Source organism: Chamaesiphon sp. OTE_8_metabat_110, from assembly GCF_031382685.1.
GTDB lineage: Bacteria > Cyanobacteriota > Cyanobacteriia > Cyanobacteriales > Chamaesiphonaceae > Chamaesiphon.
Genome location: NZ_JANMZA010000494.1, coordinates 1 through 16,212, shown reverse-complemented (window position 1 = coordinate 16,212; position 16,212 = coordinate 1). Strand labels below are relative to the sequence as shown.

At 48.1% G+C, this 16,212-nt stretch carries 13 protein-coding genes and 1 pseudogene; 8 read left to right on the top strand and 6 right to left on the bottom strand.

What is annotated here, in order from left to right; all coding sequences use genetic code 11:
* Positions 1-149: 149 nt before the first annotated feature.
* Positions 150-1,970 (top strand): trypsin-like peptidase domain-containing protein, encoded by a 1,821-nt coding sequence (locus RMO52_RS18185; protein WP_310417049.1) that lies wholly within the window; start codon positions 150-152, stop codon positions 1,968-1,970.
* A 582-nt stretch (positions 1,971-2,552) separates the two neighbouring features.
* Entirely contained in the window at positions 2,553-3,740 is a 1,188-nt protein-coding gene (locus RMO52_RS18180; protein ID WP_309738744.1) for an NAD(P)/FAD-dependent oxidoreductase, read from the top strand.
* Between the two features lie 114 nt (positions 3,741-3,854).
* On the opposite strand, the gene RMO52_RS18175 is transcribed toward RMO52_RS18180, so the two are convergent.
* Positions 3,855-5,144, bottom strand: a complete 1,290-nt coding sequence (locus RMO52_RS18175; protein WP_310417046.1) for a glucose-1-phosphate adenylyltransferase — start codon at positions 5,142-5,144, stop codon at positions 3,855-3,857.
* A gap of 402 nt (positions 5,145-5,546) precedes the next feature.
* Positions 5,547-5,885, bottom strand: coding sequence for a hypothetical protein (locus tag RMO52_RS18170; RefSeq protein WP_309744086.1), 339 nt, complete (start codon positions 5,883-5,885; stop codon positions 5,547-5,549).
* 182 nt (positions 5,886-6,067) lie between these two features.
* On the opposite strand from RMO52_RS18170, the gene pyrE reads away from it, so the two are divergent.
* From pyrE to RMO52_RS18145, 5 genes are all read left to right on the top strand, one after another.
* Positions 6,068-6,673 (top strand): orotate phosphoribosyltransferase, encoded by a 606-nt coding sequence (pyrE, locus tag RMO52_RS18165; protein WP_310417043.1) that lies wholly within the window; start codon positions 6,068-6,070, stop codon positions 6,671-6,673.
* A gap of 169 nt (positions 6,674-6,842) precedes the next feature.
* Positions 6,843-8,615, top strand: a complete 1,773-nt coding sequence (locus tag RMO52_RS18160; protein WP_310417040.1) for an asparagine synthetase B family protein — start codon at positions 6,843-6,845, stop codon at positions 8,613-8,615.
* Between the two features lie 221 nt (positions 8,616-8,836).
* Complete coding sequence (locus tag RMO52_RS18155; protein ID WP_309744092.1) at positions 8,837-9,073, top strand: hypothetical protein; 237 nt, start codon at positions 8,837-8,839, stop codon at positions 9,071-9,073.
* Positions 9,074-9,159: 86 nt separating this feature from the next.
* A complete protein-coding gene (locus RMO52_RS18150; RefSeq protein ID WP_310417037.1) occupies positions 9,160-9,720 on the top strand; it encodes a GNAT family N-acetyltransferase in 561 nt (186 codons plus the stop codon).
* 65 nt (positions 9,721-9,785) lie between these two features.
* Positions 9,786-10,106 carry a hypothetical protein gene (locus tag RMO52_RS18145; RefSeq protein ID WP_310417033.1) on the top strand — a complete coding sequence of 107 codons (321 nt, stop codon included), beginning with the start codon at positions 9,786-9,788 and terminating at the stop codon, positions 10,104-10,106.
* A gap of 76 nt (positions 10,107-10,182) precedes the next feature.
* Here the strand turns inward: RMO52_RS18145 and RMO52_RS18140 are convergent, their stop codons facing one another.
* The 4 genes from RMO52_RS18140 to RMO52_RS18125 form a co-directional block, all read right to left on the bottom strand.
* Complete coding sequence (locus RMO52_RS18140) at positions 10,183-11,496, bottom strand: hypothetical protein (RefSeq protein WP_310417030.1); 1,314 nt, start codon at positions 11,494-11,496, stop codon at positions 10,183-10,185.
* A complete protein-coding gene (locus RMO52_RS18135; protein ID WP_309744101.1) occupies positions 11,493-12,692 on the bottom strand; it encodes a decarboxylase in 1,200 nt (399 codons plus the stop codon). Before RMO52_RS18135 ends, RMO52_RS18140 begins: the two co-directional genes overlap by 4 nt.
* Positions 12,685-14,358 (bottom strand): asparagine synthetase B family protein, encoded by a 1,674-nt coding sequence (locus RMO52_RS18130; RefSeq protein WP_310417026.1) that lies wholly within the window; start codon positions 14,356-14,358, stop codon positions 12,685-12,687. The genes RMO52_RS18135 and RMO52_RS18130 overlap by 8 nt, the downstream gene beginning before the upstream one ends.
* 420 nt (positions 14,359-14,778) lie before the next feature.
* Positions 14,779-15,396 (bottom strand): DUF3859 domain-containing protein, encoded by a 618-nt coding sequence (locus tag RMO52_RS18125; protein WP_309742510.1) that lies wholly within the window; start codon positions 15,394-15,396, stop codon positions 14,779-14,781.
* 203 nt (positions 15,397-15,599) lie between these two features.
* Between RMO52_RS18125 and sat the strand changes: the two are divergent.
* Positions 15,600-16,212: pseudogene (gene sat / locus RMO52_RS18120) on the top strand (sulfate adenylyltransferase); the annotation flags it as partial.

The window sequence follows — 16,212 nt, the reverse complement described above, 5'->3', positions numbered from 1 at the left end:
GTGGGGGAAGCTTCCCCCCTAAGAAGCTCTCGCTGAATTGCCACAGTAGAGCACCTTTTCAAGACAGTTTTAGTACTTAGGAGTGCAGTAGCGATCGATTTACAGGCAAAACAAATTATCATCCGATCGAGTAGTATTCGTTCGTTATTATGAAAACTTGGCTGGCTACCTGTGGCATCATCGCACCGTTAGTTATCGTTTTGCCTGCTACTACTGCCATGTCGCCCACAGCAGTAGCAAAAATTGCCAAAAGTGTGACTGTTGCCATTACAATGCCCAACGAGCGCGGATCTGGCGCAATTATCGCCCGCGCGGGGAATACTTATACAGTCCTGACTGCCGCCCATGTCGTCAAAAAAAACAATGGTCGGTATACGATCGAGTTGAGCGACGGTCAAAAGTATCCCGTTAGCGGCAGACAGTTAGCGCCAACTGGCAATCTCGATCTCGCCATCGTCAAATTTCAGAGCGATCGTAATTATCCGGTAGTCAAAATTGGCGACTCTAATAATGCCGTCGAAGGCAGTCTTGCCTACGTCGCTGGATTCCCACTGGCGACAGCCGCCATTAGCAAGTCAGTGTATACCTTCAGCGATGGCAAAATTACCGCCAATAGTTCCCAACCATTCTCGAATGGTTACTCGATCGTCTATAGCTGCAATACCTTACCAGGGATGAGTGGTGGCCCGGTATTGAACGATAGCGGCGAACTAATTGCCGTACATGGGCGCGGCGACATTCAAGAAAATAAACAGTCCGATATCAATGCCAATGTCTTTGTAAAGACTGGCTTCAATCTAGGCATCCCCGCTAATTCCTTCCTCAAACTCGCCAGCCAAATGGGAGTAACACTGGGACAAACTGCACCAGTAATCGCCACCCAGCCACGCAATACCGCCGCCGATGATTCCTTTGTCACCGCCGCCACCAAATTTCGCCAAGGCGACTATCCCGGCGCGATTGCCGGATTCGATCGGGCGATCGCCACCAAACCGAACTACACGGCGGCATACATCGCCAGAGCCGAAGCAAACTTGTACCTAGAAAATGGCGCAGAAGTCATCCGCGACGCCAATCTGGCTCTGAGGAGCGATCCCAAATCCGCCGATGCTTATGCCCTGCGCGGCGCTGGTAAAATTGGCAGTGGCGACTCCGAAGGAGCCTTTGCCGACCTAGATCGGGCGATCTCCCTCAATCCGCGCAATTCCCGCAGCTATCTATATCGCGGTTATGCTCAGATGCAGTATGCCGACCCCACTCAAGCATTGCGATCCATAAACCAGGCGATCGCGATCGATCCCAATCTCGGTGACGCTTACAGCGTGCGAGCCGTCGCTAAATATTTACTTGGCGACCCTCAAGGTGCTGAGTCAGACTTCCAGCGCGCCCTGCAAATCAATCACAAGAGTTTTCTGACTTATGTCTATCGCGGGTTTATCCAAGTTAATGCGGGTAACAAAGCTGGATTTAACGATCTAGCCACGGGTATCGCCATTAGTCCCAACAATCCCCTCGGTTACAGTCTGCGCGGACAAGCCTATAGCAGCATCAAAGACTACAACCGCGCGATCGCCCAATTTGACATCGCCCTCAAACTCAAGCCCAACTATGATTCAGTCTATGCCTATCGCGGCATCGTCCGGATGCAGCAACAGCAATTTTCTCAAGGTTTAGCCGATGTCGAAAAAGCACTCCAAATCAATCCCAATAGCGAAGCTGGTTATCAAGGCAGAGCAGTCTACTACATCAATCAAAAAGATTTCCGCCGTTCTCTAGCCGACGCCAATCGCGCGATTGCCATCAATAGCGTCTCCCCCGACTCCTACACCCTCCAAGGCGTATCCTACTTCGGCTTAGGCAATCGCACCCAATCCAAAGCCGCACTCCAAACAGCAGCAAGACTCTACCAAAAACGCGGCAATAGACAAAACTATCAAGATGTCATGGCGCTGTTGAGATTGTTGTCGTAATAGAGAGGGTAGAGGGTAGAGGGTAGCGGGTGGAGCTGATTAGTTCAAAAAAACTTAATTCCCAACTAAAATCTAACGTGGAGTGAATGCCGCACCACGCTAGCACACAAGTCGAACATACGCAGGAGAGTTTGAGAGGGGGGGCGTCCCCCCTCTCAACGGGGGGGCTGGGGGTCGGTACCCCCAGATCCGGGTTCTGCCTCCGCTAGGAAAAACGAAACCTACTAACATCTAACATTTGCCGCTTCGCTTTGTACATTTGGCTCCTTCGTTTAGGAGTGTTGGGTTTCATTCTTGTGCTTGGTGCGCTGTCTTGTCTCGCATAATCCGGGAGGGAACCTCCCGGCTGCGAGCCGCTGTCTTGACCCAAACACATGCGGAGGGAACCTCCGCGTGATTTGGGTCGCTAAACCCTCGGGGAACCCTCCGTATCGCGCATCCGCAACCCAACCTACAGATCTATAAAGGATCGTTTTGACTCCTTTCCAGTTAACCGAACCCTTCGCAACGCTACGCGATCGAGCGCAAAATTGTTACAGTTAATGAACAAGCCTCATCTCGATCGCCAATAACCCTTAACTTATGACTTCAGTACCGCGTATCTGTATCCTCGGTGGGGGATTTGGTGGTTTGTATACCGCCTTGCGCCTGCATCAACTCGCGTGGGCACCCGGACAAAAGCCCGAAATCACCCTAATCGATCGTCACCTCAACTTTGTATTTACACCCCTACTCTACGAACTCATCACCGGGGAAATGCAAGGCTGGGAAATCGCGCCACCATTTGCCGAACTGCTTAAAGGGACAGACATTCGGTTCATCCAAGGCTCTGTCGATTGGATCGACAAAAACCAAAAAACCGTCACATTAGAAGGTGGCACCGAGATCGATTACGATCGGCTAGTCCTATCACTCGGCTGTGAAACCCCCGTTGACACCGTACCTGGCGTCATGGAAAACGCGATCGCCTTCCGATCGCTCGAAGACGCCTACAAACTCGATGCCAAACTCCGGATCTTAGAAACCGCCACTACCGAGAAAATCCGGATCGCGATCGTCGGTGCTGGTTATACGGGCGTCGAAGTCGCCTGCAAACTAGCCGACAGGCTCAAAGAACGCGGTCGCATTCGCCTGATTCAATCGGGAAATAAGATCTTGCCCAATGCCCTAGAATTCAATCGGAATGCTGCCCTCAAGGCGCTAGAACAGCGCGGCGTTTGGGTGGACTTAGAAACTAACGTTTCGGAGATTACAGCGGACTCGATCGGGCTAATTTACAAGGGTCAGACCGACATCATCCCTGCCGAAATCATCATGTGGACGGTCGGCAATCAAGTCAGTCCCGCGATTACACATTTCGAGCTACCACTGAATCCCCAAGGAAAAATTACCGTTACCCAGACACTTCAAGTCACCGAAAATTCCGATATTTATGCTTTGGGCGATGCGGCGGCAATTAGCGACGCTGACGGTCAATTTATTCCCACCACCGCTCAAGTCGCCTTCCAGCAGTCTGATTTTGTCGCCTGGAATATTTGGTCATCCCTGACCGATCGACCTCTACTGCCATTCAAGTATACTAATCTCGGCGAAATGATGGTACTCGGCGACGATAACGCCGTCCTATCTGGCATGGGCATCAAATTAGACGGCCCCCTCGCCTACCTCACCCGTCGCCTCGTCTACCTCTATCGTCTCCCCACCCTCGAACATCAGCTTAAGGTGGGTTTGAATTGGTTGACGCAGCCGTTGGTGAAAATGTTGAGCTAGTGGATCGTGGCTCGTGGATCGTGGATCGAAACTATAATGAGATCGCTCCTGAAGATTATTGAAGCTAAAGCTTCAATAATCTTCAGTTCTAACCACTATTCACTATCCACTATCCTAAATTGTCATTCCACTCGGAATCGTCGCATTCTTCAGCACGACGACAATCCCGCTGCGAATGTAGAAGCCTAACTCCTCGCGCTGGGCTTCTTCGACGCCTTCTTTATTGATAATCATCACATCCGAACCGATGCGGGCATTTTTATCGATAATCGCCCGTCGAATTGTCGTATTGAACCCAATCCCGATCGGAATACCGCCAGTTTCGGTTTGATTTTTACGCTCTGGTGCGGGTTCGTAAAAGTCAGCACCCATAATCAGGGTATCTTCGATCGTACAACCGTCCATCACCCGCGCGCGGACACCTAAAACCGAGTGATGAATGCGGCATTTTTTGATGATACAACCTTCGCCGATCATCGATTGGGTAATGTGGGCATCTAAGAGTTTTGTCGGTGGGAGGTAACGAGAGCGGGTATAAATCGGTGCTTTTTCGTCATAAAAGCTAAATGGTGGCGTGGGTTGCTCGGTGAGAGCGAGGTTGGCATCATAGAAAGACTCGATCGTCCCAATATCTTCCCAGTAGCCATCAAACAGGTAAGCTTGAATATTGTGGGTAGCTGAGGCACTAGGAATGATTTCTTTCCCGAAATCGGTTTGTTCGAGGGATTTTTTGAGTAAGTCTACCAGTACTTGCTTCTTGAAGACATAAATCCCCATTGAGGCAATATAGGGTTTCTCGGCAGCTTGCTCGGCATTCAGCCCCAATTTGGTGGTGTCTACTCGCATACTTCTGAGTTCGTCACCTTTGGGCTTCTCGCTAAATTCTACGACTCGTCCGGCGGCATCGACTTTCATCAAGCCAAATTCAGAAGCATTTTTCTCACTAATGGGTACCACAGACAGCGTGATATCGGCATTGGTATCGCGGTGACGTTCGACAAATAACCGATAATCCATCCGATACAGATGATCGCCAGAGAGGATCACCACTTCATCGACATCCCAATCTTCGATAATTGATAAATACTGACGCACCGCATCGGCGGTACCTTGGAACCAGTCAGGATTGTCCTTAGTTTGTTGCGCGGCGAGGACTTCGACAAAACCATCGCTAAAGCCGGAAAAATTGTACGCCCGCGTTAGGTGCCGATTGAGGGAAGCGGAGTTAAACTGCGTGAGGACGTAGATTTTGAAAATCTCGGAATTGATACAGTTACTCACGGGAATATCGATCAATCGATACTTACCTGCGAGGGGAACGGCAGGTTTTGCCCGCAGCTTAGTCAGGGGATATAACCGGGTGCCCGCACCACCACCTAAAACGATCGCTAAAACTTTTTTCACAATAACCTCTTAAAATAAGATCCCGCAAGAGCCGATCTCGATCGCCAGGGGTTTGACTGGTATCTCCACCATCACCGCCCCGATCGGATCGCGTCTCGATACCCTCTATCATCTGATAACTTGGGTACATTCGGGCTGCTTGGGTCGGTATTTTCTGCTACTTTCTTCCGAATACTGGCTCGGAGAGAGGTAAGGGGTAAAAGGTAAAAGGTAAAAGGTAAGAGGTAATAGGTATCGTTCTTCACTTAGAGATTTGTACTAGTGAACGATCGATCGAGTTTAGAATATTTCCCATGACAAAACCGAGAGGCGATACTCGATCGCAACCCTCGGTTGTGGTAGCTTAGCTTGGAAATGAGCGCGCTGAGTCCAAATATAAATCTAGTCTCAACTCGATTTGAGTTAGTTGCCAATCTGTGGGGGATTAGTCAACAGGGAGCTAGTAAAGGGATTGGGTAAATCAGCAGTACGCACTGGTGTACCACCGCGCTGGCGAATTAGATCTTTATAGATATTATTAACAGAGCGTGCATCGCTGACAGCTTCGAGATCGGGATAGCTCAAACCAAATAATAGCGTCGCTTGACGATCGATCCCGGTATTACGATAGGTATCGCCGGACTGACGGAACATCGCATTAGTAATCGCATCGGTAATCGGTTCTGCGTGGGCTTGGGGTGCGTAACAGCCAGCCGCAGCTACAGCTAGTGCGGCAAAACAAATCGTTTTTAATTTCATCATGGGTTAGCCTCTATATCAAGATATCAAGTATTTACTCTATTCAACCGAACGATGAGTAAATCGGGAAGATTTTAGATTTTGCCCAGCAGCAGTTAGCCGCCACCGGGCAAAATCGCGATATACGATCGAGACTGGGATAAAATTTAGTATCCCGCGATCGACATCTCTCAAACATCCAAATTATGCACTCACCTGTTGGCAATATTCCCTATCCGACGATCGATCTAACTATTTTGCGCCAACATCTGCTAGATTTGCTTTGTCAGTTGGCTTATAAAGAAGGTGACTTCACCCTCTCCTCCGGTCAAAAAAGCACTTACTATATCAATGGCAAACAAGTCACGCTCCACCCCGAAGGAGCTGTCGGCACCGCCCGAATTTTACTCTCGATGCTCCCAGATGACACTGATGCCGTCGCAGGTTTGACGCTGGGAGCCGATCCGATCGTCTCTTCTGTCAGTGTAGTATCCGTCTATGAAGGCAAATCTATTCCCGCCCTCATTATCCGCAAAGAAGCCAAAGGACACGGTACCCAAGCCTATATCGAAGGCGCAACCCTCAAACCCGGTGCCAAAGTAGTCGTCCTCGAAGATGTAGTAACTACCGGACAATCGGCAATGAAGGCGGTAGAAAGACTCAGAGCTGCGGGTTATACTGTCGATCGAGTACTGACTTTGGTCGATCGCGAACAGGGTGGTGCGGAGTTCTACGCCGCTCAGGGGCTGCACTTTGAGACAATATTCACCATCAAAGATTTACAAGCTAGATATCGCGAGTTGGGGCTTTAGGTTTTAGGGGCATTGCCAACACTCTTAACACGAGCGTAGTCCTTTACCCCACCCCAACCCTCCCCTTATAAAGGGGAGGGAGCCAGGAATTGTCCCCCCCTTTATAAGGGGGGGTTGGGGGGGTAACACGGGACTACGCTCGCCACAGGTAAAATTCACAGGCTCGTCTATGGCGATCTTCGGACGCAATCACCAGCAAACAACACTCGTGCCTTCCCCTCGCTGGTTAATTTCTGTTGGCGCAGGCGAGAGCGGGAGCTGGCATCCATATCCTTTCCCACCCTCGATCCAATACTCCAAACCGCCAACCTGGATCGAACAACTCGACATCCAATCTACCTGGTGTCGAGAAAACTTTGGGATTCATTGCGTTGATGCTGGTTGCTGGGCGATGAGTCCCAGCCGGAAATATCTACTCGTGGGCGATGTGTGGTTGAGCAACCGTCAAGAATTGCTAGCAGCATTGCAAATCGCACCAAATCTGTCCGATATCGAACTCCTCGCACAACTGTGGGAAAAGTGGCAACTCGTTACCCTCACACAGCTTCAGGGGATGTTTGGGTTTGTTGTCTGCGATATCGCGTCCGAGCAAATCTCGATCGTTCGCGACCCAGTAGGCGCGAGAACGGTGTATTATACTCCCGGTCAAACTTGGTGGATCGCCCCTCAACTTAGCAGTCTAAATCCTTATCGATCGAATCAGCTCGATCCGATCGCGTTGCGCGATTATCTCACCTGTTCCTTCGTTCCTGGAGAGCGGACGATGTGGCAGGATGTGCGGGAAATTCGCCCCGGAACCATCCTCAAATTGCCCGGAGAGCAAATCGTAAGCTACTGGCAATTACAAGAGCAGGTAGTCGCCCAGGAGTCGCTAGAGTGGCATGGCGATCGATTGCGATCGCAATTAGAACTAGTCATAGGGGAATATTTACCAGCAAATCAACCAGTCGGCGTATTTCTATCCGGGGGTTTAGATTCGAGCTGCATTACCGCTTTAGCCGCACGACTCCACGACGCTCCTATCCATACTTATTCGATTCACTTTGGCTCCGAATGTGCCAACGAATTGGAGTTTTCGAGTTTAGTCGCCAACCATTGTCAAACCCACCACCACATCTTAGAAATCACCTTCCAAGATATGTGGGACAAGTTATCTGAAACAATGGCAAACTTAGACGATCCGATCGGCGATCCGCTGACAGTTCCCAATTTATTAATCGGACGATTAGCCAGTCACGATGTCTCGATTAGCCTCAATGGGGAAGGTGGCGATCCGTGTTTTGGCGGCCCTAAAAACCAGCCGATGTTAATCGATAGTTTATATAATTCAGAGGCTAATCATAACCCTTTGCAAGCATATTTAACTTCGTTCCAAAAATGCGCCGCAGATTTACCCCAACTTCTCAAACCTGAAATATTGCAACAAATTCAGCAGCCGTGGGTCTTTGAAGCAGACTTAAATTCAAACATGAGTTTTCTCAATCGGTTGATGGCATTAAATATTAAGTATAAAGGTGCCGATCAGATCTTGACTAAAGTAAATAATCTCACTCATGCAGCCGGATTGCAAGGTCGATCGCCGTTATTCGATCGGCGGATTGTCGATTTAAGTATGACTATTCCACCGGAATACAAACTCTCCGGTGTCAAAGAAAAAGCCGTATTAAAACAAGCAGTTGCAGATCTCTTACCAGCCGCGATAATCGATCGACCAAAAAGCGGCATGATGGTACCAGTCCAGCTCGGTTTTCGGAAATATTGGCAACGTCAGGCGGCGAAGATGTTGCTGAGTCGGCGGGCATTAATCGCACCTTATATCAACCAGAATCTAATTAAAGAATGGTTGAGTTTTCGCGGTGACGTATGGGGTAGATATGGTGTGAAGCTATGGTTATTGGTTAGTTTGGAAATGTGGCTTCAGGTAAATTATAATCGGAAGTAGGTAAGCAATAGCTAACCCAAATTACTACCGATGGAAATGCCTACGATTAAAATCGTGGCTAGTGATGCAAAGTCCGCCTACGCGGACTAATATGTCAGTCCGCGCATCGCTCCCTCCCGTTTGTGTGCGTCAAGACAAGACAGGCGGACTTCGTATCACCAGGAGTGGTTTTAACCACTTTGAGTGTAGGTAGCAACTAATAAATCCAGAATAGAAATACGATGACTTCTACGACACCAAACGTTAGTCCGATCGAAGATATTGAAGTGATGGCTCGCCGAATCGAGGCTGCTGCTCAAAAGCAAGTCGCGATCGATATCGCACGGCTCAAAGCAATGGGTAAACCAATTCACTATGCAATCGGTCAAAAGTTAGTTAGAGAGGAAGTTAATGAACAAAAATTTGAGCTTCAGATTCGAGCGGATGGCAACGAAGAAATTATTGGTGAGATTATTTAGATCGTGCCAACTCTAACTATTATTGCTGGAGCAAATGGATCTGGTAAATTGCATGGATCGATCGAGCAAATTTAAATTTATAAGTTATGACAGAACTAATCGAATTAGAGACAGAGCGACTGCGGTTGCGCCAATGGATCGAATCAGATCGAGAGCCTTTTGCTCGACTTAGTGCCGATCCAAAAGTGATGGAATTTTATCCTAATATACTCGATCGAGCCGCAAGTGATGCAATGGTCGATCGACTTCAGGCATTAATAAGCGATCGCGGCTGGGGCTTTTGGGCTGTCGAATTAAAAGCAGATAAGCAATTCATCGGCTATGTCGGTTTGCACGTCCCCACGGCCAATTTACCCTGCTCTCCGTGCGTCGAAATCGGGTGGCGATTGGCATTGCCATATTGGGGCAAAGGCTACGCATCAGAGGCGGCTAGAGATGTGTTACAAGTGGGATTCGATCGACTCAATCTCCTAGAGATAGTTTCTTTTACCGCTACTATCAATCGCCGCTCTTATACTTTGATGAAACGCCTGGGAATGACTCGCGAGGCTGAAACATTCGAGCATCCGAGCGTTCCCGTTGGGCATCCACTTAGAAAACATTACCTCTATCGATTATCGAGGGATAAATGGCAACTCGATCGATAAAACAACGTATTAAGCGATTTTTCAAATCTTCTACTTGGCAAAATGTCGAGATTGGTATTTGTATTATGACTATGCTGGTACTATTTCCAGTAATAATTCCCATCACTTTTACGATTGGCTACTTTGAAGAGCGTCAAAAACGAAAAATTGCCGAGCGATTTTCTTGTACGAAATGCGGCAATATTTTAGGTGCGATCTCGATCGATTTGGCAGATGCCGAGCAACATAAATTCATGCAGAGATTATTGCATGAAAATCCAGGGATAAGAATACGTCCTGCCACTAGAACTGTTTACGCTGTTTGTAGTAATTGCAAAACTAAATTTACTTATTTAAAGGAAGATATGTTATTCGATATAGCCTCTGATAATTCACCGATTGAGTAGTATTTTTGTTTTAATAAAAGTAAGGCTAGGAACTAAGATTAGAAGCCTAAATCATCAAATAAGCATTGCCTCAACCCTATCCAAAACTTTCGACAGCATAGAAACCAGGGCTACTATCGATAATTACCATATCGCCGCCTTCAATTACTGCTAACTCTCGACTTTCATTAATCGCGCGGTGCAAAATCTGAATGAGTTTCTGAGGTGGGAAAGATTCTAATTCTAAATAACAACCCGCATCGAGCCATGCTAATTCTTCAGGGTTGAGACTGGCGCGGATGTCTGGAGGGAGTTGTTGGGAGGTTTGCGCGGAGGCGGTAGATTGAGGAGTCATCACATCGATATTATCCATAATCTGACGCGGGAGAATACCAACATCGATAATCGGAATTGCTGGATTGGGAAACCAAGTTTCTTCGCGCAGACGACGAATTAATTTGAATCCACTCGGCGAACAATTATGCAGCGCATACACTTTGAGATCGGGATTGCGGCGCAACATTTCCATTGTAGTGGTGAAAATATTTTGGGGATAACCATCGATCGTCAGAATCGCACAGTTATTTTCAAAGTGGAAGTTATTACTAATCAGGAGTTGAGCGATCGAAGATTTATCGCATACTACCACGCGATCGAAACTATATGCAGTAACTTCAGGATTTGGAGCGGCGGGTAAACTATTACTCCGTGGTAGTGGTAACATTTTTTCGGAGGCATTATTGATACTATGCCATCGTTCTAGCCAAGTATCAAATTGAGTTTGTTCCACCAAGAATTTATCAAAAATTTTACTCTGTTGACGTTTACAGTGCCAGCTCAACCACGCCGCTGCAATTCCTAACCCGATCGAGAAAATAATTCCGATTGGTGTTTTGACAATAATACTCGCAGGGAAACCAACTAATAATAAGATGCCAGCTAGAACTTTGAGCGTAGTAATACTCGTCTGACGGGTACGTCGATTGAGTTGGTTAGAGAGTGCATTTCGAGATACAAGCCACACGATCCAAGTCGCAGCTAAACTTACAATAATTGGTGTGACTAGAACAGGCGAAAGATTAAAAAAACCGCTTACCCAAAAGCTGGCAAAGATAATGGGAAAAGCGCTACAGCCGATCGCAGGAATTGGATTAGCCGCAAATCCCGCTCGAATAAAACGCGATCGCAATCGCTTATCTAACAAATAATAAAGCTGTCTGGGCGTAAAAAATAGCGTGTTATTAGCAGAGATATCGATGATTAACTTCGCAAAAAAAGGATCGGTTAATTTAGTATTAGTCGGCATTGCCGTCGGCTCGAAGGCAAATGGATGGTTGCAACTTTTACACCTACCCATATTGCCAGTTCGATCTTTGAGGTTGTTGTCAGTACCGCAGCTAATACATTTCACGATCGATCCTCCTCAAAGATTTGATTGGTTAATAAGATTCGATAATCCTCTCGCTGTCTGATGAGCCGATGACTATCTCTAGCTAATAATACTTCGCCTGGGCGCGGACGGTGGAGAAAGTGTGAAGACATCGCATAACCATAAGCGCCGACATCTCGAACGGCAATAATATCGTCGATTTTGAGTCGCGGTAGCTGGCAATTACGTCCTAAATAATCGCGGGAATAAGTGGTATTTCCACAGATATCAGTCATAAATAAATCGTCACTATTTTGCCAACTGACGATCTCGCGATAGCCGCCATGTACGGATGGTACCGATAGATTTGCCACCGTGGTATCGACACCAACGATCTGTTTCTCACCTTGCCATTTTGTCGAAACTACCCGCGCCAATAATACAGCACATCCCGCGATCGCGGCGCGTCCGGGTTCGATCGTTAATTGCATCTGTTTATCTAACTTGGATAATCTTTTACTTAATATGCGTCCAAATTCTCCCCAATCAAAAGCCGCTTTGTCGTGATGGTAAGGATAGCCAAATCCCCCGCCAAAATCTAAATCCGCCCAATCTGGCAACCTACTCCCGATCGCTAAGATCGTCTCAATGGCATCTACAAACGCCTGTGTCGCATTTGTCCCCGTGCCGCGATAGAAATGTAGTCCTTCTACAGTTAAACCCGCTCGACGGGCGATCTTGCTCGCTCGCTCGAATTCATCGGGATGGACGCCGATTCGACTCTCCCCGGTTAAAACTGGGAAGTTCAAGCGCAGTCCCAGACGCGGTTTTGGGTACTCAGGCGTGTAGACATCTACCAATGTTTCAAGTTGGCTCAGGCTATCGAGATTAATCGCGCTAATTCCCCATACTAGAAGTTGACGCATCTCGGATCGATCGAGATTGCTGCCGCTATAGACGATTCGATCGGGCGTAAAACCAGCCGCCAGAGCCAGATAGATATCCCCTGGCGTATTGGCATGAATCCCCCAGCCTTTGTTTTTAAAAACTTGGAGCAGGGCGACGTTGCCATTAGTGACGCTGGCAAACTGAAATCGAGTAGCGGGATAGGGGATAGAATTGGTAATCAGCTCGATCGTATCTAACAATCGATCGAGCTGATAAACATACAATGGCGAACCATAGACAGATATTAGCTCTTGAGCTTGTGCTAGCGAAAATGGTAAGAGATTATTCATATCGATCGGATGACCTGATGCGCTCAATTTGTCTCCATAATGGTTGTGGCATCCAAAATGGATGATTCCAACTCTTGCGAGTCGATGGTGCGCCTAACACCTGAATTCGCCATCGCTCCCACATCATAATTAACCATAATACTTCGCCAATTCGCCGCCCTTGGATCGAACCGCTGAATTTACCACTGACTAATTGAGTAGCAATATCTGCTTGCCAACATCCCGCTGCTCGCAAAACTTGCGGATTCAGCCACGTCCCCAAATCCGACCACAATTCTTGAAACAGCCACGCTGTCAGCGGTACACCCATCCCGCGTTTCGTCCGCCAGACAATTTCCGCAGGTAATAGATCCTCGACTGCTCGTTTGAGGATATATTTTTCGCAAGCACCCTGAAGCTGGAGCGTGCCAGATACGCCAAAAGTCCACTCAGCTAGTGGTAAATCGCAAAAAATCGATCGCACTTTCAAGCCATGCCAACGCGCCAAATTAGTCGCACGCGGCTGGATATTTTGGGCACCTTTGAGCATCAGCGACGCTCGGCGCAAGCGGTGGAGCAATTCGGGTGTCAGTGTGGGATCTAAAGCCGCACCAATCCAATCGGCGGGATCGAGAGCCTGAATTTGTGCGAGGATTTGCGACTGAAATGACTGACGCTCATAGCCATAGAGCCGATGAAAAGTTTGAAGATAAGGCTGGATAAAATCGGTACTCCCCCCATAAATACTCGCCGCAATCAGCGGTTTATTCGTCCATCCGGCAAATAATTGATCGCCGCCTTCCCCATTGAAAATTACCGAGACATCCTGGCTAGCAGCTTGACAGAGTAAATATAAAGGCACCGTCACGCCATCCCCATAGGGTAAGTCTAGAGCGCGACTGGTAAGATCGATCGACGATCTGACTAATTTCGGATTTACAGGGACTTTGACTAAGGGAATCTGAAGATGATGAGCCACCTGCTCGGCATAGGGATACTCCGAAATTCCCGCCTCGCCAAAATCAAGCGTATAAGCCCGAACTTTAACCCCATTTTGAACCAATAACGCCGCCGCGATCGAGGAATCCAATCCCCCAGATAACAACACACCCACGGGTGCATCTGGTAAATCCTGAATCTGGCGATGGATGGCAGCTTGCAATAAGTCTTGAAGCTGTTTGATAGCAAAAGTTTCATCTGCGATTTGCGCTTTGGCTTGTTGCCATCGAACAGGAGCGGTGGCGCTGACAATCGCAACTGGATGAGTCCGTCCAAATTTACCCGCTTGCCAGCACCATTCCGTCCCCGCAGGTACCGCCTGAATCCCCCGCACGGGGGTCAATGGTGTCGGAACGTAGGAAAAGCAACTATAGCCATACAGCCCGCCTACATCGATGTCTGGCTGGGATAGCAGCGGCAATAATAACTGTAAATGCGAAGCAAACCAAATCGTCGAATCTAGTTCCGTCCAGTACAGCGGCGTCTTGCCGAATGGTTCTCGCCCTAATACTAAATCTGCATCCTGTAATCGCACCCAGCAGTCCAACTCCAGCCCCGCTGCCGAAATTCCTACAGGTGTCGCACTTAGCGATTGGATTGGCGCGGAAAGTAAACTGGCAAGAATGCTCGATCGATCGTCATCACCCCAATAACCAACTAATTGCCCCGCTAAAATCGCAATTTTCACATCAGTTTAGCTTGTAGCGATCGACTATTGTCATCTTAGAGTACTCTTGTCTTTTTTACGCGATCGCCTGATTTAGAGCGCAACGCAATAATCATCGCATGTAAATCCCCTCCCAGGAGGGGTGCCCGTAGGGCGGGGTGGGTTCACCATCTGCGAGGCAAGCTCTCAACTCCATATGTTCAGATATCCTCGATCGAACTAACCATTTATTCCATAACAATCTACTAAAAGCGGAAATACTTGGGAGCTGGTTTGTGAGTAGCGGAGATCTACCCACCCCGCCCGTTGGGCACCCCTCCCAAGAGGGGATTTTTTATAATCGGTGCAAGCCTCAGTCTCACAGCCCCCAACTCCCTGTCTTGTCTCGCTATACCGTCGGGGAACAAAGGCGTGCGCGAGCCGCATCTCCCACATCCCATCTCATTTAACCTCAAAGGGCATCTGCTTGAGCGATCGATCTCCAGCGCGAATTTCCACTTTCCACGCACCTGAAGCGGCATCTAGCGGGATCTGGTAGCGACATGAGGTATTCCAGACTGGGGTGGTAATGTTTTTAGTCTCGTAGCGATTGGTATGGGCGACTTTACCGGATGCGTCGAGCCAATTGCAGGTTAGGTTTAATGTTTCACCGACGGGCGCATCATTGAGCGTGACGCGATAGACAATTTCCGCACCTTTAGCCACTGGATTTAGGTTCTCACCACCATCGCGCACGAAGCTGATGCGATCTTGGCTGACACCGATCTTGGCAATTGTACTCGCTTTATTTTGGAAAAAGAGACTAGTCCCAGCTACTAGCATAACTAGTGCAGCTACTCCCCCGATCGCGATGCCAATATTGCGTTTTTTCTGCCTTGCTAGTGCCTCCTTCCGCTGCACCTGAATCATCGCCTCATCCAACAGTTCCGGCGGGAGATTTAGCTCGACTAAAATCTTTTGAACTTCCGATCGATCTAGTTCATCCTGCTGACGATTTGCCAATCGCCCAACCTCACCAACAATCAACTCTAGCTGCTGTGTGGTCAATCGTTGTTCCATAGTTCATCACATTCGAGCTACACGCTTCTATTTTAAATCATCTAGTCATCCTATTCCCCAAAACCTAAAGCCTAAAGCCTAAAACCTAAAGCCTAAAACCTTCCCCCATCTCCCCTAAAACCTAAAGCCTAAAGCCTAAAACCTTCCCCAAAGCTGCTAAAGTGATCCATAAAAGTATTTAAAATATTGCGAGGAAAATTAGTTTGAGTCAGCGTTCTGGTATTGCACCCCACGGCGGTAAATTAATAAATCGCATCGCCACCCCCGCTCAAAAAGCCGAATTTCTGAGTAAAGCCGATTTGCCCAGAGTAACATTAGACGAGCGGGCATATTCCGATTTAGTCATGATTGCGATCGGGGCATTTAGTCCGCTTCAGGGGTTCATGCCAGAAGCAGATTATCATAGTGTCGTCGCTAAAATGCGATTGGCTGATGGTTTACCTTGGTCGATTCCGATTACGTTATCTGTAACTGAAGCTGTCGCCGCACCGCTGGTTGTCGGTTCGCTCGTCAGACTAGATGACAGTACGGGTAGGTTTGTGGGCGTTTTAGAACTCACCGAGAAATATACCTACGACAAACAGCAAGAAGCAATTAATGTTTACCGCACCGATGATGAAAAGCATCCTGGTGTCAAAGTCGTCTACGACCAAGGTAACGTTAACTTAGCAGGTGATATTTACCTATTAGAACGCGAAGCACACCCGCAATTTCCTACCTATCAAATCGATCCTGTCGCAGCCCGCGCCCAGTTTCAAGCTAAAGGCTGGAATACGATCGTCGGATTTCAGACTCGCAACCCCATCCACCGCGCCC